This is a genomic window from Lysinibacillus sphaericus, assembly GCF_006864135.1.
Lineage (GTDB): Bacteria > Bacillota > Bacilli > Bacillales_A > Planococcaceae > Lysinibacillus.
On sequence record NZ_SADV01000029.1, the window covers coordinates 18,397 to 42,236 of the forward strand.

At 35.0% G+C, this 23,840-nt stretch carries 24 protein-coding genes and 2 pseudogenes; 8 read left to right on the plus strand and 18 right to left on the minus strand.

Going from position 1 to position 23,840, the window contains the following annotated elements:
• Positions 1–38: 38 nt before the first annotated feature.
• The 4 genes from C7Y47_RS21570 to C7Y47_RS21585 all read right to left on the minus strand — a co-directional run bounded on the left by C7Y47_RS21570 (position 39) and on the right by C7Y47_RS21585 (position 4,086).
• A complete protein-coding gene (locus C7Y47_RS21570) occupies positions 39–431 on the minus strand; it encodes a RidA family protein (protein WP_142510627.1) in 393 nt (130 codons plus the stop codon).
• A 194-nt stretch (positions 432–625) separates the two neighbouring features.
• Positions 626–2,137, minus strand: a complete 1,512-nt coding sequence (locus C7Y47_RS21575; RefSeq protein ID WP_436970132.1) for a serine hydrolase domain-containing protein — start codon at positions 2,135–2,137, stop codon at positions 626–628.
• A gap of 217 nt (positions 2,138–2,354) precedes the next feature.
• On the minus strand, positions 2,355–2,966 hold the full coding sequence (locus tag C7Y47_RS21580; RefSeq protein WP_142510629.1) for a flavin reductase family protein: 612 nt from the start codon (positions 2,964–2,966) through the stop codon (positions 2,355–2,357).
• A 427-nt stretch (positions 2,967–3,393) separates the two neighbouring features.
• Positions 3,394–4,086: an SDR family oxidoreductase gene (locus C7Y47_RS21585; RefSeq protein ID WP_142510630.1), complete on the minus strand. Its 693-nt coding sequence runs from the start codon at positions 4,084–4,086 to the stop codon at positions 3,394–3,396.
• A gap of 396 nt (positions 4,087–4,482) precedes the next feature.
• On the opposite strand from C7Y47_RS21585, the gene C7Y47_RS21590 reads away from it, so the two are divergent.
• The 4 genes from C7Y47_RS21590 to C7Y47_RS21605 all read left to right on the plus strand — a co-directional run bounded on the left by C7Y47_RS21590 (position 4,483) and on the right by C7Y47_RS21605 (position 6,849).
• Positions 4,483–5,571 carry a hypothetical protein gene (locus C7Y47_RS21590; protein ID WP_142510631.1) on the plus strand — a complete coding sequence of 363 codons (1,089 nt, stop codon included), beginning with the start codon at positions 4,483–4,485 and terminating at the stop codon, positions 5,569–5,571.
• Between the two features lie 5 nt (positions 5,572–5,576).
• Positions 5,577–5,966 (plus strand): hypothetical protein, encoded by a 390-nt coding sequence (locus C7Y47_RS21595; protein ID WP_142510632.1) that lies wholly within the window; start codon positions 5,577–5,579, stop codon positions 5,964–5,966.
• A 125-nt stretch (positions 5,967–6,091) separates the two neighbouring features.
• Complete coding sequence (locus C7Y47_RS21600; protein WP_142510633.1) at positions 6,092–6,424, plus strand: hypothetical protein; 333 nt, start codon at positions 6,092–6,094, stop codon at positions 6,422–6,424.
• Between the two features lie 203 nt (positions 6,425–6,627).
• A complete protein-coding gene (locus C7Y47_RS21605; RefSeq protein WP_142510634.1) occupies positions 6,628–6,849 on the plus strand; it encodes a hypothetical protein in 222 nt (73 codons plus the stop codon).
• 164 nt (positions 6,850–7,013) lie between these two features.
• Here C7Y47_RS21605 and C7Y47_RS25885 read toward each other — a convergent pair whose 3' ends face one another.
• The 4 genes from C7Y47_RS25885 to C7Y47_RS21625 form a co-directional block, all read right to left on the minus strand.
• Positions 7,014–7,163: a hypothetical protein gene (locus C7Y47_RS25885; protein ID WP_255505293.1), complete on the minus strand. Its 150-nt coding sequence runs from the start codon at positions 7,161–7,163 to the stop codon at positions 7,014–7,016.
• Positions 7,164–7,272: 109 nt separating this feature from the next.
• Positions 7,273–7,689, minus strand: coding sequence for an NAD(+)--rifampin ADP-ribosyltransferase (gene arr / locus C7Y47_RS21615; RefSeq protein WP_142510635.1), 417 nt, complete (start codon positions 7,687–7,689; stop codon positions 7,273–7,275).
• Positions 7,690–8,021: 332 nt separating this feature from the next.
• Positions 8,022–8,228 carry a CPBP family intramembrane glutamic endopeptidase gene (locus C7Y47_RS26190; RefSeq protein ID WP_142510636.1) on the minus strand — a complete coding sequence of 69 codons (207 nt, stop codon included), beginning with the start codon at positions 8,226–8,228 and terminating at the stop codon, positions 8,022–8,024.
• Positions 8,225–8,584 carry a hypothetical protein gene (locus C7Y47_RS21625; RefSeq protein WP_142510637.1) on the minus strand — a complete coding sequence of 120 codons (360 nt, stop codon included), beginning with the start codon at positions 8,582–8,584 and terminating at the stop codon, positions 8,225–8,227. Before C7Y47_RS21625 ends, C7Y47_RS26190 begins: the two co-directional genes overlap by 4 nt.
• Positions 8,585–8,840: 256 nt before the next feature.
• Between C7Y47_RS21625 and C7Y47_RS25890 the strand changes: the two genes are divergently transcribed.
• On the plus strand, positions 8,841–9,173 hold the full coding sequence (locus C7Y47_RS25890; protein WP_255505294.1) for a hypothetical protein: 333 nt from the start codon (positions 8,841–8,843) through the stop codon (positions 9,171–9,173).
• 567 nt (positions 9,174–9,740) lie between these two features.
• Here C7Y47_RS25890 and C7Y47_RS21635 read toward each other — a convergent pair.
• A complete protein-coding gene (locus tag C7Y47_RS21635) occupies positions 9,741–10,631 on the minus strand; it encodes a LysR family transcriptional regulator (RefSeq protein WP_142510638.1) in 891 nt (296 codons plus the stop codon).
• Between the two features lie 121 nt (positions 10,632–10,752).
• On the opposite strand from C7Y47_RS21635, the gene C7Y47_RS21640 reads away from it, so the two are divergent.
• Positions 10,753–12,756, plus strand: a complete 2,004-nt coding sequence (locus C7Y47_RS21640) for a YhgE/Pip family protein (RefSeq protein WP_142510639.1) — start codon at positions 10,753–10,755, stop codon at positions 12,754–12,756.
• Positions 12,757–12,838: 82 nt separating this feature from the next.
• On the opposite strand, the gene C7Y47_RS21645 is transcribed toward C7Y47_RS21640, so the two are convergent.
• The 5 genes from C7Y47_RS21645 to C7Y47_RS21665 all read right to left on the minus strand — a co-directional run bounded on the left by C7Y47_RS21645 (position 12,839) and on the right by C7Y47_RS21665 (position 18,171).
• Positions 12,839–14,044, minus strand: coding sequence for an EAL domain-containing protein (locus tag C7Y47_RS21645; RefSeq protein ID WP_142510640.1), 1,206 nt, complete (start codon positions 14,042–14,044; stop codon positions 12,839–12,841).
• Between the two features lie 474 nt (positions 14,045–14,518).
• On the minus strand, positions 14,519–15,622 hold the full coding sequence (locus C7Y47_RS21650) for a hypothetical protein (RefSeq protein WP_132361118.1): 1,104 nt from the start codon (positions 15,620–15,622) through the stop codon (positions 14,519–14,521).
• A 14-nt stretch (positions 15,623–15,636) separates the two neighbouring features.
• The gene (locus C7Y47_RS21655; RefSeq protein ID WP_142510641.1) at positions 15,637–16,953 is read right to left on the minus strand and encodes an SPFH domain-containing protein; all 1,317 of its coding nucleotides are present in this window, start codon (positions 16,951–16,953) and stop codon (positions 15,637–15,639) included.
• Between the two features lie 406 nt (positions 16,954–17,359).
• Entirely contained in the window at positions 17,360–17,734 is a 375-nt protein-coding gene (locus C7Y47_RS21660; RefSeq protein WP_142510642.1) for a DUF423 domain-containing protein, read from the minus strand.
• 11 nt (positions 17,735–17,745) lie between these two features.
• Positions 17,746–18,171, minus strand: coding sequence for an acyl-CoA thioesterase (locus C7Y47_RS21665; RefSeq protein WP_142510643.1), 426 nt, complete (start codon positions 18,169–18,171; stop codon positions 17,746–17,748).
• 482 nt (positions 18,172–18,653) lie between these two features.
• Between C7Y47_RS21665 and C7Y47_RS21670 the strand changes: the two genes are divergently transcribed.
• Positions 18,654–19,145 (plus strand): Ltp family lipoprotein, encoded by a 492-nt coding sequence (locus tag C7Y47_RS21670; RefSeq protein WP_142510644.1) that lies wholly within the window; start codon positions 18,654–18,656, stop codon positions 19,143–19,145.
• A gap of 1,400 nt (positions 19,146–20,545) precedes the next feature.
• Here the strand turns inward: C7Y47_RS21670 and C7Y47_RS25100 are convergent.
• The 3 genes from C7Y47_RS25100 to C7Y47_RS21695 all read right to left on the minus strand — a co-directional run bounded on the left by C7Y47_RS25100 (position 20,546) and on the right by C7Y47_RS21695 (position 22,837).
• Positions 20,546–20,683, minus strand: coding sequence for a hypothetical protein (locus C7Y47_RS25100; protein ID WP_185903563.1), 138 nt, complete (start codon positions 20,681–20,683; stop codon positions 20,546–20,548).
• Between the two features lie 148 nt (positions 20,684–20,831).
• The gene (locus C7Y47_RS25905; protein WP_255505296.1) at positions 20,832–20,963 is read right to left on the minus strand and encodes a hypothetical protein; all 132 of its coding nucleotides are present in this window, start codon (positions 20,961–20,963) and stop codon (positions 20,832–20,834) included.
• Between the two features lie 482 nt (positions 20,964–21,445).
• Positions 21,446–22,837 (minus strand): hypothetical protein, encoded by a 1,392-nt coding sequence (locus tag C7Y47_RS21695; protein WP_142510648.1) that lies wholly within the window; start codon positions 22,835–22,837, stop codon positions 21,446–21,448.
• Positions 22,838–23,226: 389 nt separating this feature from the next.
• Here C7Y47_RS21695 and C7Y47_RS21700 point away from each other — a divergent pair.
• A pseudogene (locus C7Y47_RS21700) lies at positions 23,227–23,433 on the plus strand (MerR family transcriptional regulator); the annotation flags it as partial.
• A gap of 33 nt (positions 23,434–23,466) precedes the next feature.
• Here C7Y47_RS21700 and C7Y47_RS21705 read toward each other — a convergent pair.
• Positions 23,467–23,676 (minus strand): annotated as a pseudogene (locus tag C7Y47_RS21705) (recombinase RecT); the annotation flags it as partial.
• Between the last annotated feature and the right edge of the window lie 164 nt (positions 23,677–23,840).

Sequence of the window (23,840 nt, forward strand, 5' to 3'; positions counted from 1 at the left end):
AAGCCGACAAAATCATAAAGATTTTGTCGGTAGTCTGCTTATTTAGCAGCCCAAATATCTATTTCTAATTTAATATCGGGGAGTCCTAAAGCTGTAATATAGGCTATCGTCATAGAAGGATAGGGATTTCCAAACATCGATTCCCATTGTTGATCGAAGTCATCCCAATCAATTTCTTCTGTTGCCCAAATATTGGCCTTCACCACATTGTCTGCATTAAGTCCCTCTGCCTCTAATATAAGTTGAATATTTTTCAACGTATTTTTAACCTGCTCAGATAGTGATGATGGCAACTCACCGCTAACCCCTACTCCAATCTGTCCAGATAATGCATACATTGTTGCATTCTTAGGGATTATTGTAAGATGACTGTAATTGCCAACTGGGCTAGGTACTTGGATAGGATTTTTGCGTGTTATTTTATGATTCATAGTTATTCTCCTTTAGGTTTGTATTTTCTAAAAAAGGGCAGACTCGTCCCTTAAAACTCAATTTTAGAAAAAAACAGCTGTTGAGAATCCAATACCCATACTTAAAAAACGTATTGATCTTTTTTTCATTTGGATTCTCCCCCTTACCTAAAGTTATTCTCAATTTACCATGTTTTTCATAAACAATCAAATCTCTACATTTTTAATTCATTTTGCTTTTTGGTGAAAATCTTAACTATCCCCAATAATAAATAAATCACGCTTGCCACTATAACACTATAAAATAACACAGTGATTGAGGTTGGACCCCATACTTTAATAAACGTCCAATTTGATCCCTCTAATAAAATTTTTGGGGACATACTGATAAGTGCAAAGATTATTGCAACACTTATAGAATGCAAGATTAATAATAAGGTCCTTTTCATATTTAAAGCCACTTTAATTCGTTGTTTTTTAATAATTTCCCTCAAGGTTGGTAACAATAGAATGCTTAAAAACATCCCAAAGCCTACTACAATAACGCATAGAAGCGAAACAATTTTATCAAGCTTCTGAAGGTTATCAGAATGAACAGTATCAACCGTTTTCCCTTCCCATAAATCCATCACACCTTGACCTATCGCCGTTGTATAGCTCGAGTTCATATTAGATAATATGGCCACTCCCAATTGTTCATCAGGCTGCATCATAAAATAAGATGTAAATGTTGGATTTTCGCCGGCATGAAATAAATATTGTTTTTTGTCTCTTTCTATAACTCCCCACCCACTAGCGTAGTATGTATCCTTATCGAAAGGTTCAACAGATTGATCTGGGGTATGTGATTCTTGAATAATTTTTTTATCAATCGAATAAATTTGGCTACTTCCTAACTGTAAGTTTAACCATTTCGCTATATCATTTGTGTTACTTATAATATACCCTGCAGGCACATTTCCACGGTAGATAGGTGGTGTGTAATCCTGCTCTTTCATAAGCCCTATCTTATATCCTGACGCCATCTCATTAGATTTAACTTGATGAAGCCCAACAAATGAATCCTTCATATTAATCGGCTCTAATAGATGCTGTTTGATATACATATCAAAGGGTTGTTTTGAAACTTTTTCAATAACTAGGCCCAAAACATCATAATTGAGTGTTGCATATTCATATGAGCTACCTGGTTGTCTATTTAAAGGCTGATCAAGCAATTTTTTGACGGTCAACTCAAGAGCATTCGGTTCGTTACTTTTTGGAATATTAAATATAGTGTTAGTAGCGACGCCACTTGTATGATATAGAAACTGATTAATAGTAATTGACTGAGGCTTGCCATTATATTTTAACTTTAACCATGGGATATACTTTTGGACATCATCAGAACGTTTTAGTAAGCCTTCCTTTTCCAATTGGAGAATGGCTAGTCCTGTGAATGCTTTCGATGTAGATCCTAGTTCAAATAATGTATTAGAAGTAACTGGTGTTTTTGACTGAACATCGGCATATCCAAAGCCTTTTTCATAAACCGTTTTCCCCTTCTCAACAATTACTACCGATATTCCTGGAATTTTACTAATCGCCTTTTGTTCTTTAACAAATTGATCAATCTTCTGAATTTTTTCAGTTGAATCTGCATTTGCTATTGTAGGCGTTATACTATATAAGATGACAATCATAACTACTATAAACGGATAGATTTTTAATGATGGTTTCATTTTCATTTCTCCTTTAAGCTAGGTACAAGGTTATAAACTTCCTTAACAACTTTGTTAACTATAACAAGGAATTAATACGATATCTATTGTTTTACATGACAAATAACATCACAACATGACAGTTTTGTAACGTACCGTGCTTATAGAAAATCTTGAATAAAAGCAAAAAGATCAACTACCCATAAAAAAATGAGAGCCGACCTTTTTTGCTGACCGTTAAAATTTAAATTTCTGCCCTAAAAGCTTTCCCTAGCTGGTACCCAAGTCCAAAATAATGACGGAAATTATAAATGAGTGGGCTCCATTTATTTGGATCAATATAATTTTCTTTAACAATAATTTCCTTATGAGCATGTACATGTATTACTTGTGTCTCAACAATGGCAAAAAAGGAAGCATAATCAGGGATTCGAATATGTTTTACTCTTGCCTCAAGTTGAATTGGACATTCCGCAATTCTTGTAGGCTTTACTGATTTAGATTCGTTAGGTGTTAAATTACTAATTTCATATTTATCTTTTTCAAATGTGAATCCATTTGCTCTCTTATACTCAGGAACGGGTATTTTTCCTGTAAATGGCGCTAATTTTTCTACATTCCCCCATAATGAAGGACCTGGAACATTAATGACACATTCAGGATGTCGTTCTAAATTTTCAATAGCCTTTCCCCCAAGCCCAATTCCTAAAATAATACAATCCCCTAAAGCCCATGATGACGAAAGAGGGCTTATATTTACTGTGCCATCTTCATTTAGCGTAGTTAATAAAATTACAGGTGTCCCGTAGTAAAGAATTTTGGGATTAATCATCTCTGTGTTAGCAATTTGAGTCATTTTATCTCCTCCTATCCGTACTTTCAATTTATATAGTACAAGATAGATATTTCGATTTTCATCGAAATATGGATTACATTTCTTTCTTCTAGATGCACTTTGGCATGGAGAAAAAGATGATATATGGGCAAAATACTAAAATTATAAGAGTAAAATTTTTGATGAAATAATAAATGACCAGGCTCAAAATGAATTGAGTATCTGGTCATTGCCTTTTACGCACTTACGGGCGTTTTTTATGTAAAAGCTATACTTTTTCCAATTAGTTGGAATTTTTTTTATAAATGGTGAAAACTTAGATAAAATGACCTTCTTTAATGTCTATCTAAAAAGTCAATGTACTGTTGCATAAAAGCGTTTACAACACTAATGGTTGTACATATTTTACAAGAACAATGAACATTCTCATAACTCCCTTTGTTAACGATTATCGTCTATTTTTAATAACAACTTCAGTTACAGCTAACGCTTTTCTTGGTTTAATATTTTCCATAATAATATCCGCGATGTCATTAGGATCCATTAATGTCTTAGTTTTTTCCTCGGTAAACACACCGTCCCAAAATTCTGTTCTCATGCCACCCATGTACACAGCACATACATTAATAGCGGTATCGCTTAATTCAAGTGCAAGACTCTCTGTAAATCCACGTACACCAAATTTACTAGCACAATAAACAGATTCTGTTACTTTTCCTTCTAAACCAGCTGTAGAAACGATATTGACGATTGTTCCTTCATTGTGTTCTTTCATACCTTTTAGTACTTCTTGTGTGCAAAAAATTGTTCCTTTTAAGTTAATATCAATCATTTGATGAACTGAATCCTCATTCAAGTTTTCAGCTTTATCAAAATAGCCAACACCAGCATTATTAATTAGTAATGGAATTGATCCAAAATCATCTTGTATAGAACGAATTATTTGAGCAACCATTTGTTTCGAAGTAACATCAACCTCATAAATAGAATAGCCATTGGTTAAAGCTTTAGCCGTACTCTCAAGTTTTGATTTCGTACGGCCGAGTAAACAAATGTGATTGCCTAAAGACGAATATTTTTTAGCAAGTGCTGCACCTAAACCACTACCAGCCCCTGTTATAACAACGATATTTTTGCTCATATTGATCATCCTCTCTCGCAGTTAATTATACCAGAAGAGGAACGCTAAATTGTATCGATATTCCCGCCCTATTCAATTTTTAAAAAATCTATGAGAGCACTAATGCACCTACTTTTTGGAAGCTAACACAAAATGAATTGAATATGATACCTAAAAGCTAACTACTCTCAAATCAATAGTAGTTATTTCTTTTAAAAACCTCAAACAGATAAAAAGATTAAAGAACTATAACGATATTTATTCATTTCGATGCATATAAGTTCCAATTCATTCAAACCCCCATGTCAATCAACACTTTTATGTCATTTTTTGGTTATTCTATACATATAATATTATATTTATTAATAAAACGACATAATTTCATCGAACACAGAATATAATTCTGGAGGGTGTTAAATGAATACAATTAAATCTTTAATTTTCCCCCAAGACTTGCATAGATTAAGCAAAACTCAACTCAAAGAGATTTGTAATAAATTGACTTTAGAAACAACTGGCAATGTAAATGAATTAGCAAGTAGAGTGTGGAACTCTTTTGATCATATTGAAGGCGATGTTCTTAAAATGATAAGCAATAATATTTTCTCCGGAGCAGTTTCTTTAGCTTGGTACCAGGCGACAAATAATACTGGTTTAATCGGATTTAAACAAAGTATTATTGATAAAATGCCATTTAACCCTTTCGAAAAAGTAGTTACACCAAACAGCGAAAATGTCCCTATTGATCCTACGATTATTGCCGCTGCTGAAATCGAAGGTTCTCAAGCATATTATTTAAGATTTATTCATAGAACTGGTGTTAATGTTGATTACTTTTTAGCTAACCGAAGAGAATACATTAAACACGAAATAACAACAGTTTATATTGATGAAGACAAGGGAATAATTGAAGTACGAGCAAGTTCAGCTGTTGCCAAAAAAATCATTGCTTGGTTAACTAAAATAGTCGATGATAAATATGAATTCAAACAACACGATTTGTTAGAGAAGTATGGGGGTACTCTTGAGTCTTTAGCTGATACACTTCAAGGAAGGCTTATTGATGCTACAGGAAGACCAGCAGGATCCGTAAATACATTTGAAGAAACACAGGGTCAATCAATTGTGAGTATACTTTCTGCAATTGACGAATACTATACTAATGGTGAATTATCCATTCTAGAGCAAAATTTAAATAGCGAAGATATTACTGGCATTTTAGAAACAACACCTTTTACGTTGCTCCTTTTAAGTGGTCTTGAAACAATAGGTTTAGGTAGTATTAGAGAACTAAGAGGTTTACCTTTATACAATTATTTAGAACCTTATCTATCCAAACAAAAAGGATCCATATTATTTGAACATAGTGTTGATGGCGTGGAACAAGAATATTCTATACGAATCGGTGTCAATACAAAGACATTTAAGTTCAATGCATTTGCGTCTGAACCTGTATTGGATTATATTAGAGAAAAATTGATTTACCAAATTTATTCTGCGAGGTAAAAGTATTGAGCAATTTAAAGCCATGGGAAATTTCTCAAAAAATAGATAATGCACTTGAGGCAATTGCTATCAGTAAGGTTGGAAAATTTTACCATAGTTATATTGCAAAAATAACTAACTTACCTCTTGGAGTAGTTATTGATACATTATCTGAATTAGAAAAAAAAGAAGCGCTCGTTATAAAATTAGAATTTCACTGCGAGGAATGTAGTAGAAGTATTTTAACTGCTAATAAATCTGAACTTGACAATATTGATTCCATTCCTTGCAAGTATTGTGGTACAGAAAACTGTTTTGATCCTTTAAACGCCATTCCAATAATCGAATTAAGTGATGATTTCAGACAAAGTTTTTCAAAAAAAAAATTAATAACAAAACGGAAAATGTCGGGTTAAGTAAGCAAAATAAACCTGAGAGTTTAAGAGAAATTATCGGTATTTTAGCCGAAGAAAATTCTGATCAATTATTAGAGAAAGTATCAAAGCTCGGGAAAGTTACTATTATCTTAGGAGATGGTTATATGGGTGATTCTAGTAAATATGGTGGTTTAACTTTTGGAGAAAACAAAGGTAATATAACTATTGAAAACAATGGTACACTCAATCAAGGGATAGCTAGCTTGCCTAATGACATTATCAATGCTTTACAACAGCTTCATGAAGAAATTCAACACCTAGCTGAGGAACAACGAGAGATTGCGGAAGCTAATTTTGAACTCCTACAAACTCATATAGAAAATGGAGATAAAGAGAAAGCTAAAAAACCATTAGAGAAATTAACTAGTATACTAGGTGTTATTAGCTCTATTGTATCGATCGCTTCTGCCTTAGGACTTGGTATTCCTTTAAAATAATTAAATAGAGAACAAAAAGAAAAACCAGAATGGAAAAATCATTCCGGTTAAAATCTAACTTTTGGGTTTCACTACATTTTTTATTAGTGACTTTTTTTATTAAGCTGTTTTTGAAAAGATTGTTGCTGTTAAAATTAAAAGGCAGATTTAATCTACAAAATGTGTAGGATAAATTCTGCCTTTTTGTTTGGATATATAGTTAAATGAAATCTATTCTTCATAAATTTGCAGATTATCGTATAAATAGTGGAATACCTTATTTTTTTCTTCAAATCGACCAAGGTATGCCAAAGGAATTTAGTGAAGAAGTATGGTCAGATACTAAAGAAAAAGCAATACAAGTTACAGTTGAGCATTTTAAAAACGAAAACAATATTGAAGTTAAAATAAATGAAGTTAGTTCTTCAGGTGAACTTACATTGTAATAAAAAATGGATGATTATCTTTATATACACATTTTAAAAATTCCTCTTTAAAGTCATCATTTCTTATCAGTTTTAATGCATCTTCAATGCTAAAAAAAACGACCTCTAAACTTTCTTTACTTGTTTTTAAACTTCCATTTATAGGTGTTCCTAACGACCGTATATTACATATATTTCCCTTCAACTCTTGTGAAACTCCACCAAAATTCAATAATATCAATGATTATTCCTGTTTCTTCTTTAACCTCTCTAACAAATTGCTCCGATAGTTCAATAAGAAAAAAGAGCTGCTTACGCAACCCAATTTTCTTCAAGTAAAGCACCCCATTCGTACTACAAATTACTCCCTACTATCAGCTTGTTACCTTCTTATAATTTCCCCATTAGTTCATGTCTTTGGCGGGAATTGTAGTAATGTGAGAATCAATCGTATATTACATTTTGTCCTTGTTCACTTAACTTTTTTAAAGATGTAAGCATATGATTTATTTCTTCATCGGAATGTCTTTCCCATGAACTTAATTCAGCTATTATTTTTAAAGGAGATATGGACCTATAAGAACGTGTTGGGTTTCCAGGAAATCGTTTGTCAGTTAAGTTCGGATCATTTTCAAAATCACCTAATGGCTCTACAATATAAATTCTCTCTTTTGATTTAGATCTTGCTAACTCAGCACCCCATTTAGCCGCGTCTAATGTTGCAGTAAAATATATATGGTTAGATTTCTTATCCTGATAATTGGATAAGTGCAAAGGTTCAAGTAGATCTCCGATTTTCAGTACTGATTTAGTACCATGAAAGAATGGACCGGGATCTAAGATATTTTTTTTGTCATTCATATAAAAGCACCCCTTATACTTTTTTTGACTTGCGTATAACAGTATAAGGTAAGGAATGGTGAAAAAGTAGTCTATAAATAATTATCAGATGGGGCTATAATATAAGTAGAGAGTAAGACGTAAACGGTATTCAAACGTTTTTTGAAAGCCGTAAACTGAGATGAAATTGTCCGAACATTTTTCCAGCTTCATAGATATCTTTTTCTTTGCCTGAGTATTTCTTTCCTTCTATAAGTGGAACAAGCTAACTCTTCCACTAATCTGCCCAGCCAGTTCAATAAGAAAAAAAGAGCTGCATATGCAATTCAATGATCTTCAAGTAAAGCACCCCATTAAATAATGGTAACGAAAAAGTTATGAAGTGCGTGCAATATTATAACCGACCATAATGAACCAGTCTTTTTGTACACGAATCCAAAGAGTAAGCTTAAAATAAAAACATATGCATGCGTCCCAAAATGAAAGAATATATCATTGTAAATCCAAACTGGAAAGTGTATTACTAAAAATAATAAAGCGGTAATAACATTTGCTTTCAAAAGGCCATTTTTTTATTTATCTCTTGTAAAATAAACCCCCTAAAAACAATTTCTTCAGCAATCCCAGCCATTAGAAAGACATTTAAGTAATCATCAATAGATAATGAAAATTGAAATGATTGCTGCCTAATGATATAAGTTTCAATAGCAAAATATAAGCCAACTAACAGTGAAAGAAATATTCCCCAAAAGAAACCTTTCTTAACATTAATGTTCATTTTTAAGTAGTCAAATGGATTAGTAATTAAATAATATTTTATGTATAACCAAGTTGGAACAATCCAAACAAGACCTTTAACCAGTGTTTTTACATCATTATTTTTCACGTTGTTTTCAACACTTAATTTCAATTCCATTTATACCTCCTAAAATCCAAGGCTTTTTCATTTTTCAATATTTACCAAATTAAGTATACCATGTCCTTAACGTTCAGTCTTTGAAATATACTGCTAAATCCGCCGTTTGTATCTCATAAATTCAACTAAATCAATATAAAAACATGTCAATTTCATCGTACATATTTGTTATACGTTGTTCCCCCTTAATTACCCCTTTTCAAGGTAATATGCAAGAATACCCAATAATAATTATAAAACAGAAAGGGGGGTGGATATGGAGCCAGAATATATAAGGGACTATGTGACGTACGCAGCGTTTTTAGGTATGTTTAGTTTTGCATGGTTTGGGTGGGCTCAGGAGAATCCCAGAGAAAATTGGCGCAAGTATATCGGGGTTGCTTCCGGAATTGCGTTGTTAGTATGCCTGATTGGCGTGTACTTAAGCGTGACGCACTGGGATGCGGCTACTACTTTGTCAGAAAAGGACACGTTTAATAACTACCTAATTGTTTTCTACACTGAATTTTTTATCGCGGGTCTCGGTGCTTTCTTGTTAATCCGGAGTAAAAAAAAGATTATGTTGCTCCGTGGGTTGCTTTTGTCGTAGGTGTCCACTTTTTCTGGTTAGTAAAAATCTTTAAAGACCCCAGTTTGTATATTTTAGCGGTACTCATTATAGCAATTGCGATCATATCACCATGGGGATCAAAAAAATTGGGCGTTGCCAGCAGTGCAATCACCGGAATAGGAGCTGGCATAGCTTTATTTTATTTTGCCATATTGGGATTAATTCGCTACCTTTTGGTATAAACATTATTTGCTAAAAATCACTCGGAAAACATTTGTCGTTTTCATGTTTTATTGACTGCTTTAATGGAACAATGCAAAGATCAATTTTTTTATAAAAACCAACTTTTCAACTACAGGAAAAGCATCCATTTTGAACAATCTTTTTTCAAAAATGGATGCTTTAGTTTATCGTAAAATATATGTTTGCAAGGTATTTTAATTCAAACTTTATTCGAAAGCTACACAATAAAGAAAAAAAGAGATGACTATGCAACTCAATTTAATTAACGACCCATTAGTTGAAGAAGAAAAATTACTACAAAGTCTGGGGAAACAATTGAAAATGGAAACGTCCAACTGGCAAAACGACCATAAAGAAAGTTACTTAATCAATTTTAGAAATTGATGAAAAGTATTCTAAAACAAATAAGCGAAACTGCTTAGCAATTGGCGTAAAGTAGCGCTTTTCGGACCATGCTAATCCAATAGTGCGTTGACAAGCTGGTTCAACTATTCGAAGTTTATGCGGAAACTCCCCTGATTTTGGTACCCATGATAATTCAGAAACGAAAGCAACACCTAATCCTTGCCTAACTAAGTCTGAAATAACAGTGGGTTCGTCACCTTCAAAAGCGATATTTTGGACAAACCCCGCTTCCCGACAATACTGGTCTGTTAGGTTTCGGAAGCCATATCCTGTATTCATGCTAATAAACGCTTCATCCTTCACCTCTTCAAGCCGCACACTTTCCTTCCCTGCTAACTTATGATTAGGTGGCACGATTAAAAATATTTCTTCCGTAATGAGTGGTTCCCATCTTATGCCTTCTCCTTCAATCGGAACTGAAGAAATACAATAATCCAGTTCCCCTTCCAATAGCATTTTTTTCATAGAAGAAATAGACTTTAGAAACTGTTGAAAACGGACATCAGGATATTCCGATAAAAATGAACCTAATAATGCAGGTAACACTTTTGGAATCGTAACGGCTAATATAATACTCTTTTGATCTTGGTTAATAAAATGATTAAGTTCTCTTTGACCCTCATTCAATTCTGCAAAAGCCCGGTCTACACGATTTAAAAAAACCTTCCCAGCTGCATTTAGACTAATTTTCCGATGTTCCCGATCAAACAATTCCACTCCTAAATCTTCCTCTAAACGAGAAATCGTTTTACTAAGCGATGGCTGGGCAATTTGAAGTTGTTCTGCTGCCTTCGTCATATGTTCCAGCCGAGCAACTGTTTGAAAGTACTTTAATTGCAAAAGTTCCAAGTAGATTCCCCTTTTAACATAGATTCAAATCTATAATACATAACTTTTAATGTATTATACAACATCAACATATTAGATTATTATGAAATAATCCTTTAAGAAAAGAAAGGTAGGATATTTGATGAAAGGATTACAATTAGTATTACAAGACTTAGTCGCCATTTGGAAACATAAGCACGGAAGAATTGCTTTAATCTTCCTTACTCTTGTTCCTTTAATTTACGCAGGATTTTTTTTAGCAGGCTATTGGGATCCATATGGACATTTAGATAAGCTTCCCGTAGCAGTCGTTAATCTCGATGAAGGTGCTAATATCGATAATGAATCCATTCACATCGGTGATGATTTTGTTGCTCAATTGAAGAAAGGTAAAGAATTAAATTTTCAATTTGTCTCTGCCAAGACGGCCAAAAAAGGGCTTGAAGCAGGCGACTATTATATGATCATCAAGATTCCAAAGGATTTTTCTAAAAACATAACAACGGTAATGGATAAAACACCAAAACCAGCTAAGCTTTTATATGAAGTCAATCCAGGGAAAAACTATGTAGCATCACAAATTACTACAACGGCCATTGAAAAAATGAAAACAAAAATCAATGCTAACGTTACAAAGTTCTACTCGGAAACAATTCTAACTAAATTCCAGGATGTTTCAACTGGCTTCACGGGGGCAGGAACTGGGGCACAAAAGCTTTATAATGGATTAGTTGACGCACAAAATGGAAGCAGCAAATTAACAGATGGTATTCAAAGTTTAAATGAAGGTGCACAAAAGCTTAAGACAGGTAGCACGGAACTTTCAGCTGGACAAAAAAGCTTATCTAATGGTGTAACTGCACTCACAACTGGTTCTAATTCCTTGCACAATGGATTACAACAACTTACGGAAGGCGAACGCTCCCTACAATCGGGAATGGGTCAAGTAAGCCAAGGTATTACTAACTGGTCAATTGGAAATACAAAGTTAGTTCAAGGACAAGAAAAAGCAGCTAGTACAGCTAGGAATTTGGAGGAACAATTAACCCAATATGTAAAAGACCATCCCGAAGCGAAACAGGACCAAAAATTCCAACAAATTATGGCTTTATCAGAGGCATTATCCGAGGCAGAAACTACTTTAAAAGCTGGCCAAGAACAGGTTGATGTAGCTGCCAAAAAAATTGCTACTGGACAAACCTCACTTCAAACTGGCATGGAAACGTTTGGGAATAAAATAACTCAGGCTACCGAAGGAGCAAAACGATTACAAGAGGGTACGACTGAAATCGCAAGCGGATTTACAAAATGGGTGACAGGCTATACTACACTTAACACTGGAATCACAACTCTCGCTAATGGAATCAGTCATGAATCAAGCGGATTAGCGGATCTACATGACGGGCTTTCTTCTCTAGTAACTGGCTCAAATGAGTTAGCGACAAAACTAAATGATGCAGCGGAAAAAACATCTAATCTTCAAAACAACGATTCTACCTCAACGATGTTTGCACAACCAATTGAATTAGTAGAATCCGAATTATCTAATGTTCCGAACTATGGAGCTGGCATCGCTCCTTACTTCTTATCTCTTGCTTTATTTGTAGGAGGTATTATGGCAGCCAATATCCTGCCGCTAGGACGTAGAGAACTTCTAAAAGTAACTGGTACTGTTCACTTTATCAATAAACTTGGATTAGTTTATGTAGTGGGATTAATTCAGACACTTATTGTGGACCTCGTAGTACTTTTAGGATTTAAATTAACAGTGGCAAGTGTACCGTTATTCATCCTATCAAGTATTATCGTATCTTTAACTTTCATGACCTTCATCCTGATGCTTATAATACTCTTTGGGAATCTCGGTAAATTACTAGCCGTCACACTCTTAGTATTTCAATTAGCAACCTGTGGTGGAACTTTCCCAGGTGAACTTGAAAATCCAATGTTAGCTAGGATTGGAGGGTTTTTACCGATGGCGCATTCATTAAAAAGCTTCCAGGAAGTTGTTTCACTCGGTGGATGGTCAAACTTAATCACCCAAGGATGTATATTACTCATTTATCTTTTACTCGCGTTCATCATCGGCTGGATTTCAAGTCATATCCAGCATAGAGAACCATCCAATGTAGAAATTGTAAAATAACAATTTGAGATTTTTTTACACAAAAATGGGGTACAAGTTATTCTTGTACCCCATAAACCTTAATATATAGGCATTTGTCAGACTATCTAAATATGTTGTGTTCATATAGGTAATCATATGAAAGATCGACGAATAAATACTCATGCTCGTTAATAGCAATCGAAAATGTTCTAGTAATTTCCCCTGTCTCGATATCTCGATAAAGCTCTGAGATTTCTCCACTTTGATCGTTGCGCATTTTAATGATTGTTTGTAGGAAGTACGGGCGCCAACTCCAGTTTTTATTGATTGCTCTAGGCTGCAATTCCCACTGTCCATCTATACGCATTACGTTTGGAGAAAGTTGGAAGCCATCTTCATTACAAATATATACTCGGAACGAATAACTATCCAATAGCTGCGCTAAATGCTCTAAAAGTGTGATGTTGTCACTAGAAGGTTTGACACGATGGACAATCGCTTCTAGCTCCTCTCTCAGCTTTTTCAACTCGAAATATTGTGCCTCTAGAATTTTCTTTTCAGAGGTAATAAACTGCTGGCACTCTTCCTTAAAACGTTCCTTTAAAATATCCTTCTCTACGAATGTTATGGCAGGGTTTGCCAAGTATCGCCCCTGATAAAATCGGCCCCCGTTCTTCCAAGCAAACTGCAATTGATACACAGTTTCGATTCCTTCAAATAAAAGATTTGCGCCAATTTTATAAGCGAGACTACCTATTGCTGATATCATATCAGACTGTGCAGACCAAGAATCATAATTTAAGTCTTGAATATCGACCTTTAAAATTTGTGGTGATAATAGAGCAATGTGCTCTAAATGACTCTCCGCTCCCACTTCCTGAACGGCAATTTTGACACCAAAAGTCGTAAAGTAACGTACTGCATGGTGCAGCTTATGAATATCACCTAAAAAACGATGCTCAGAAACAACTAATACAATACGATGTAAATCATCTTCACTTATATATTGTTGAATAATATTAAAATGACTTTCACCAAAATCCTGCATCAGTAAGTTCGGGTTACTAGGAATATAAATATCAATATCCTGTCCGATTTCTTCTACTTTGGCTAATGCAGCATGTAGAATTTTATGTTCCATGTCAATACGATACTCTTCTGGAATATCTTCATTATTCACAAAATCTTTTAAATTAATTTGTTGACCCTCGATTTGTAACTGTCCGGAAATTTCGTAGGCAATCACCGTATGCGCATCCGCGCTAAAAATAGGTTGAAAATACCCATGTATTTGATCTAAATTTGTTAAAACCTCAATTGCATCCATTGTCGAAACCTCCATACATGATGTTATCCAAGAATAACATTGCATTCACAGCTTATTACATGAAAAAAAGCTCTCTGACTGTATAATAATTTGTTTAAAGTAAATTGGCAACTTCACATGGCGTTATTTTATGGAAAAAATCTGTCCGGAAATTTAACAAACTTCCACCTAACGGATTTATTTTTTTCTGACAATTCATCACTAATAACGACTTTCTCGCCTAATAGGTTGCTGGAGTAAGCTTATTGTTATTTAGCGTCACTCAATATCATTCACAAAATTTTTCCTGTATCGCTGTTTAAAAAAATCGCACAGAATACCTTTATCTTATAACTTATGCAACAATTCAATATGAGAGCTATGATCATTAAAGGTTTTCATCCTTTATCCTAAAATTATTCAGCCGTTCACCCACACCAATAAAAAGCAGTATTCCAAAGTATGGATTATATCCTACAGGAATACTGCTCATGACTATTCTGACATAAAAAAATACCAAATAATAGCAATTGCAATTAAAGATAAGATAACAGCAATTGTTACACGAAGTGGTGAAATTGGGGCATCCCCACCTACTCGACCTGTTTGTCCATTTACCATAAATCGATAAATTTTCTCTTTGTAACGGAATGAAGAAAGCCAAATCGGCAACATTAGATATTTGTATGTAATATCATCATGAGTCGTTGAGAAATGTAAATTGGATACTACATCCGCATTATGTTCCCAACGTATTTTTGACGTAATTTGTGCATTTAGATGATCAGAAATTTCCCTCTTCGCCTGACTCCACCCATCTTGTAAACCAATACTGTAGCGCTCTGATAAAAATCCTGATACATATTCTGGTTTATAGGCTTTATTATTGAGTAAATTAAAGGGTTCTATTTTTCTCATCATATTACGATCATAACGTGTTGTCGCACTGATTAAATGATCATCTATAAATTCCTGATAAAAACCACTTGTAGAATACCAATCAGTTTCAGTTCGAGTATTTCCATCTTTATCTGTAACTGTGCGATGTCTACCGTACCTTGCAGAATACCTTGAGCTTGTTTTCGTATCAAAAGTCCAATAAGGAAGATATACCCCTTTAAATGAATCAGGCTTTGCACTCTCTTTTGCTGCTCTCGGTGTAAACCATTTTCCCTTAATCCAACTTTGGAAGTTCTCTCCCGCTTGCTTATCTGTTATTTCAAATGCGCATACCCCGTTCGGGGCTAGTGTATTTTCAGCACTAGCCTCCATAACCTGATTAGAGCCACAGTATGGGCAACTATCAGCTACCTGTAATGCATCATAAATCGTTTCTGCCGCACAGGATTTGCAAATGACTGTCTTTTTCTCAACACCCCAGTTAAAATTCCCACGTTCTTCAGCCATTGCAAAATCCATTTCCTGGGCAACTTTTTCCTCTTGCTTCTCTGGGGCTGCAATTTCAGTCTCATAGCCACAATAAGGACATGTTAGCTTTCCAGTTGCTGGGTTGAATTCAATGGATGCACTACATGATGGACACTCAGCGTCAAAATCAAGCTTTACTTGTTTAGCATTTTCAGCATCTTGCGTTGGCATCATTAGTCATCTCCTTACTTAACATCATTCTCATCAAACACATCACCACACTCTGGACAGAATTTTGGTGGGTTTGCAGGATCCTCAGGTTGCCAACCACATTTATCGCAAACGTATTGTAATGCTCCTGAAGGTTTTTTAGCACCACATTCGCTACAGAATTTGCCTTTGTTGACAGCACCACATGTACAAGTCCATCCTTCTTCTGCTGGTTTTGGTGATCCACAATTTGAACAGAATTTACCCGTGTTTTCACTACCACATGCACATTTCCATGTAGCTGAGTTCGTCGCTGTTTGTCCTTGTTGAGCTGCCTGTTTATTTTGTTCATTCATTTGGTAAAGCTGTCCTGCATTAACACCGCCCGCTTGTGTCGCCATGTTCATGCCCATAAATCCTGCCATTGCTCCGCCATCATTATTAGCTGCTGCAATCATTGCTTCCGCCTGTGCACCTGTTAAATGAGCTGCAGCCATACCTGGATCACGCATTACTGCATTTCGTTGTAGTTGTTTAATCATTGCTTCATCTTCTTCAGATGCTTTTAATGAACTAACGCCAAATGATACAACTGCTAAACCACGTGTTGCTAGCCACTTCTCTGATAACACTTTATTTAGGGCATCTGCTAGAGCAACCGTATGTGCAGGAATTTCACTATAGCGTACCCCGCTTGCTGAAATATGTGCGAAGGCCGGCTGTAACGCAGTCATCAATTCCGTTTTTAATTGGCTATCGATTGCATCTCTTGTAAATTCTCGTTCAACGTTTCCACATACATTTGTATAGAATAATAATGGATCGACAATTTTATATGAATATTCGCCATGGCAACGAATAGCAATATCAATATCTAGGCCGATATTACGGTCGATCACACGGAAAGGAATCGGTGCAGGTGTCCCATATTTATTACCTACGATTTCTTTTTTATTAAAATAATACACACGCTGATCCTTTGCAGGTTCCCCGCCAAATGTGAAGCGTTTACCAATCTGCTTGAATGTTTCCTTTATACCTTCGGACAAATCATTGCCATACATTATCGACGGCTCTGTGGATGTATCATAAACATACTCACCAGACTCCGCAGAGAACTCTACTACTTTCCCTTGCTCGACAATCATCATACATTGCCCTTCATTGATAGCAATAATAGAGCCATTACTAATAATGTTGTCATTGCCTTTATTTGACCCTCTTTTAGAAGTACGTTTATGCCCCTTTTCCACAAGCACATCCGCTGACAGTGACTCACAATAGAAATATTCACGCCATTGATCTTCTAAAACACCTGCTAATGCGCCAACTCCTGCTTTTAATAAACCCATATTTATTCCCACCTTCAACTTATATACTTAAGACTTATTTTATCATATCAATTATGACTCGGCTTAATTGCGTCCGGATTCGGCTTTGTGCTTAGACCTGCATGGGGACCGACACGATGCCAGTCATTTCGATATTGCCACAGGTATGTGGCGTTTTTTCCGGTGCAGCTCAGTTAGCCATTATCTCATGAACGCGATGATTTTAGGCTAACATCTAAAATGAACTCCTTGCCAAATCAGTGACATTCGCCGATAGATAAATAATCTAATCATTATGTAGTACGCATAAAACGGATAATTTGTTTCATTTTTTTTAAACTTCTCTATAAAAAGAGATAGCTCCAAAGGAACTACCTCTATCGTATTGTAAATACTATATCGTTTTTTTAGTGAATCTTAGCGTTTCTTAAGATAATGCGGAAATAGCCACAAGCACCCAGGCAACGATAAATAACAAACCACCGATTGGGGTAATCGCACCAAGCTTTTTCACACCTGTAACAGCTAATACATACAAACTGCCTGAGAAAAACACAATACCTGCCAACATTAAATAGCCTGCCCAAGAAAGCATACTTGAAGCGCCTAAAAGGGCTTCACTCGATAAAATCCCAAGCCCTAGTAAGCCTAATGCATGATACATATGGTATTGCACCGCAGTCTCCCAAATGGCTGCATAGTGTGGTGACGCAAATTTATCTTTTAGTGCATGCGCTCCAAAAGCGCCTAACACGACACCAAGACAAGACATAATTGCACCGATTGCCAATAAAAGTTCCATATATGATTCTCCTATTTCGTCTCGCATGCGATTTCTTTGTATTTCGCATCCCATGCCGGATCAATTTTACTTAAGGATACCGGACGTAACGTATCTTTTTGAGCTAGAATATGTACGGACTGAGCAGTAGCTGCAATCGTGCCATCTTCATGTAAAATTTCATAGCCATATGTTGTACGTAAACGATCGTGCTTTTCCACCCATGTACGGACCGTTGCCACTTGGCCATAATGCATAGCAGCCTTATAAGAAATGGATAAATCCATCACTGGCGATACATAACCGTCTTTTTCTAACTTAGCATACTCAAAGCCTGCATCATTTACTAACTGAGAACGGCCTATCTCCATCCAAATGATGTAGTTCGCATGATACACCACGCCCATTTGGTCGGTCTCAGCATATCGAATTTCAACTTGTTTTTCACTAACAAACATTTTCTTCACCTCGTCCTACATTATAACGTAAAAGTATTGATTTAGTAGGGTTTTTGCATTTTTGATTTTGTGAGATGAAAATTAATGGCTCGAACAAGTGTGTTGATTACTTAAAAACAAATTTATTTTATATTTATTTTTATTCCATATAAACTCGTATAAAATCTTTTATTGGGGTACTTTCTGGGGTACCGTTATTTTAATCAAAAAATACAAAAGCATTGAGAAGGTGCAATTTTATTAATATCAAATTATAAAAAAATCACTCATTTTCTATTTCTTAAATGAGTGATTTAAAGTCACAATTAGTTTTAACTTTTATCCGAAGTAATTAGTAACTTTAATGTGTATAGTCTCGATGTCCATGCTTTAGTATTTGTAAATTCTAATCTTTATGTACCAAAATCAATACTGACAATACATTCCAATATTGATATAATTTAATAGAACTAACAACATATACAAAGGAGACTACTTTACAAATGAAGAAAAAACTAATTTTTAGCGCAGCGTTAGTATTAAGTCTAGGTTTAGCTGGATGCGGCACAGATTCGTCAAATGATGCCTCTAACAAAGATGAGCAAAAACCTGTATCTGCTGAGGCTGAAAAAACTAATGCTGATGAAAAAACTAAAGTTAAAGACGAAGCTAAGGCTAAAGAGGAAAGTGTTCCTAGAGAATATAAATCGGCTTTAAAGAAAGCCGAGCAATATGCAAAAACTATGCAAATGTCAAAAGCAGGGATTTATGACCAGTTGACTTCTGAGCATGGAGAGAATTTCCCTGTAGAAGCAGCTAAATATGCTATAGATAACCTTGTATTTGATTGGAAAGAAAACGCATTGAAAAAAGCAAAATCATACGCAGAAATGATGAGTATGTCAGATTCTGCTATTTATGATCAATTAATTTCAGAACACGGAGAAAAATTTACTCCAGAAGAAGCTAAATACGCGGTTGATAATTTAAAATAAGTAATACTATCCACTCTAAATATCGTGGAGGCACATAAAGGTCACTCAAATGAGTGGCTTTTTTTATTGGTGACTAATCAATAACTTTTCTACCTGTGTTTTCAGTGCTCAATTTGCATACGTCAACACTAAGTCTTCGCCAGCTGTGGCAACGGTCAAATCACTCAGTATTCACTATTCTTTTCCCACTTTACTACTTTAATTTTGTCTTTTGCCAACAAGCGCTTTAAGTTGTAATAATCGTTAATGACTGCTTTTAATAAATTATCAAGGATTGGCAAATTTATTTTGCTCATTTTTAATGTTTCAATCGCTTTTTAATCACGCTTTAATGATTGTACAGCCATATCATAAACGACAAATTTATGAAGAAGTTTTCTTTGCTCCGCATTTATCATATGACCTCGCGCTCCTTGTGGAAGACTGGAACAACTGCCAACACACTTTCAATCATAAATGTATGTTTTGCCTGTTTACTGAAACAGTAAGCTTGAAATGAATCACCAACAATCTTAATGATTTTTATACGTCTTTTTGACACATTACCGTCTTTAGCAATGTACATCATATTTAAAAATTGGTTACGTTGCATTGTTTAATTAGTTGTTCTTTCATCATTCCACACTCCTCTAAACAAACCAATTCTTAGCTGTAGCGCCTGCAAACGCTGCGGCTTTTTTTATGTTACAATTTACATAAATTACATAACGAGGTGATTTAACGGATATGTTTTTGGACATATTTCCAGGTATATACTTTATCGGAAGACTGCTTTGTTTTATTCCGCCTATATTATTACTACCTGCTATAATGGTGGTTTGTGTAGCGATTTATAAAACCTTACTCGGAAAAATATTACCTATTAAGATTTATAATTTATTACTTGTTCCTATTGCCCTACTTGGATTCTTTATTTGGGCTATTCCGATGGACATGGGATTTTTTGAATTTTTTAGAGCGATATTATAATCGCTCTATTTTCGTTTAATTCTCATATTTCATTAAGGTTCTTTGTTTTTGCGACACTCTCCAATAAAAAAATAGAATAGGTTAACTAAAAACTTAATCTATGTTAACCTATAACCACAAACTATAAACCATACCATTATTTGGAGGTGTTTTTTTGTCTGTAAAGAATAAAACATTACTTAGCTCGGTTTTTGATTTGGCATTATTTACTTTAGGAGGATATAGAATTTTTACTAACAACTTAGAAGCTATGTCAATTCTAGTAGCATATATTTTCTTTATTTGCGGATTAATAGGTTTTGTTTTTAATGTAGTAAAGTTGTCAAGAATTCCTCGAACTTAGCATTGCTTTGTTGCAATGCTTTTTTATATGATTGCACAATATCTTTCTAATTTACGTTGCTGGCTCACACTCTCTCTTGGCTATACATTTATTGTATTCCCCTGTCATTTACTGTCCAGATTCCTTCTGAACGATCGTTGTGAATTTCTATTACTTGAAATTCTACTCCTATTTGGTCTGTATACCAATAGCTTTGCTCAGTCGCTTTTCGGATTCTTACCCACATGCAGTTAGCCACTTTTTATTTTTACTGAACATTTTCTTTCAAATTTCCACTTTGCCCCCTACGCAAACGACTAATCTGCTCAAGCTCCTCCTCACTGTTCCGTAGTTGCCTATAAGTCTTGTATTTCCTGCATTTCTTGGTTGGATCATTAACTTTCCATTTCGGACATCCACGACATTCGAGAAAAGCTATGTGGTCCTGTTGATTGATTAGCCTTGCTCTTCGCTGCAACTTTCCAACCTCTCTCCGTATCATCAGCACCAATCGTTCTAATTCTCATGATGACCCAGCCTTGGTGAATTTCTTTATATTTAGATCATCACCTAATACCTTTGCAACAGTTACTCTCCGCGCGAAAGTAAAATAGACGTTATTAATTTGGCGGTATTTTTGATTTAATGATTTTAGTGAAGTAAAAAAATGACTTGATTAATAGAGGTGATTCATAAAAAAGAATTTATATTATTTTTAACTATATGCCATATAAACTCATATAAAATCTTTTAATTGGGGTACCATTATTCAACATAAAAATATAAAAGCATCGAGCAGGTGCGATATCAAAAAATAGCTAATCTTAAAACCACTCATTTTTATTTTTAAATGAGTGGTTTTAACAGGTTATCCATTTTATAAAACTGCATTTATACTTATTGAAACTGCTCGACACTCACTTTTCAGAGCAAAAGAACAGTCACGCTCAAATGAACATGACTGAATGTTTTTCCGTATTTCAGACTAAGTAATGTACTTAATTAGATATTACTGCCCGTTTGTCACTGTTGGGATACCACGTTGAAGAAGTCCGGCTAAACCAGATAATGTACGATGTCCAGCCGCTTCACCTCGTCGACCATAAGCAACGATTGAAGAAGTTGTCCCCATTTCAACTGTACTTCTCCATAAACCTTCGCCAGATTCTCGTACCGCTTTATCGACTTTGTTAATAAAATCTGAATCTCCGTTATTAGCGAATGTATATAAATATCCTGTTGAATACGGATGATCATTAATTAGCCCTGTAAGGTTTAAAACCTCGTCACTAGTTGGCGTTTGAGTCCCAAAGAATGTTTTTGCAGCCGTGAAAGTAGACCCAGATAAAGTAGCTGGTGAGCCATTAGTTAATGGGATCATAGCCATCAAAGCATTTGATCTGTTAGCAAACACATAATTTTTGTAATAATTACTTAGCTTTATAGAAGCAGTAACTAGAGTCGATTCTGTAAGTGCATAAATATTATTTGTTGGAACAATACCATGACCTAACCAAACAAGAGATGCACCTACATATGAATCATATCCTGATGAAACATACGGTGCTCGCAATTGTGCCCAAGTAGTACCTTTAGCACCACCACCAATTGCAATCGAAACAGAATCCGAATCAACAGCGTTACCAAAAGCGTTAATCAAGTTAACTCCAGCGTTAAAAATATTTGTATAAAGAGGATCATTTTCAACTTCCGTTTGAGAATGGCCAAGAACAACGTCATGGTAGTAAGCTAAAGACCCTAACATCATATATGTAGTATTAACAACGCCATTAGCCACTTTAAAAGTTGATCCATCAGCTGTTGTGAATGAACGAACAGTTGGACTTGTTGTACCAAATGATCCCGGATCAGTCATAAGAGTTTTACCGTGACCTGAATTTTGGCAGTGATATAATATTTTTTGATAGTGTCGAGTAAGTGCTGTATTCAAGTACGCTTGTGAATCTCCTGAACCATTTACACCTAAATTATTATACGCATGAGTTGATTTACGAAGCATAGATAATGCTACTAACATAATTGGATAACCTGGATCAATTTCAACAACCCCAGCTTCCCAAGCTGTACTACCACTCGGAATTTCAATTGTGGCCTCCGTTTTAGTATGAATAGGTGTTGTATAGAAGATATTTAAGTTATGAACGATTGCACTCAACACTCGGGAAGAATCTGAATGATTTGGACCAATTTTGTCGTAAAGCGTTGTCAAGAATTGAATTTGCCATCCCATGCGTTGTAAACCAACCCCCGGAACTGCTCGCCCTGCGAAAACTCGCCCCTGTGCAATTTGGGCTTCTTCAGTTCCTCTATAAGAAGAACCTTCTGGAAATTGTTCGTTAAAGAATTTTAATGCTTCGTTTACTGTATTTAATACTGCCATTTTTTTCACCCCAAGAATTATTATGTTTAATAGATACTAGTTACATATCACTTTTAGACTTTTAGACTCTTATACTAATTAAGTCACATAAATATGAACCGGCCGAGTTTGTCACGCTCCAAACTAGTCTACCAAGCGCAGGTCGGTCGTCAGTCTGTCTCTCCCTACTATAAAGATATGACGAATACCAAGTTAGGGAAATATTTACATCACCTCCTACCTCCAATTATCTCTCATTTGTTTACTTAATGCACGAAGTAAACGTATGTAACATATGCACCGTTTGTACTTTTACAACAATTATTCAAGAATTTTATAAAATTTCCCCTTGAACCTCAAGTTACTTTAGGTTATATGATAAAGCTATACTTTTGATAGGAGGAATTTTGATGAATAAGGATAGCAAGTTTTCTATTGGTGAATTTTCAGAAAAGACAGGAATGCCAATACCTACTTTGCATTACTATGATGAAATTGGTTTATTACAACCCGAAAAGAATCCTTCTTCTGGGCATCGCACTTACTATTTTCAAGATATTATTACTTTACAAAAAATTATAAGTCTAAAATTTCTAGGGTATCGTCTAGCAAAGCTTGTGTTTTAATTTAGGATCTAACCCTAATTCCTACCCAAACTTGTCTTTCTCGTATACTACATGAGCATTAATAGACAGGATATGACCACTACGTCTCGCAAGATCAATCATCCCTTTGCAACCAATGTTGAATTAAACTACTGTCATCCACTTTTTGTTATTTTTGAACGGTAATAAGTAACAGTGACCCATTAAACCAAATTCTAATCCGAGCTTTGTTGCTTGCATGACTTCACCTAGTAAATGCCATTTGTTAAGTAGTCATCAATAGTTTTAGGCTTTGTTTGTTGTCCTTCTTTTAATCGTTTGCTATCCAGCCGAATAGTGGGAATTGTTTTTCAAGTGACCTCGGCGGTCTGAGTGCCCTTCTGCAACCTCACAGGATTATTTTGAGGTGATTTCCATAC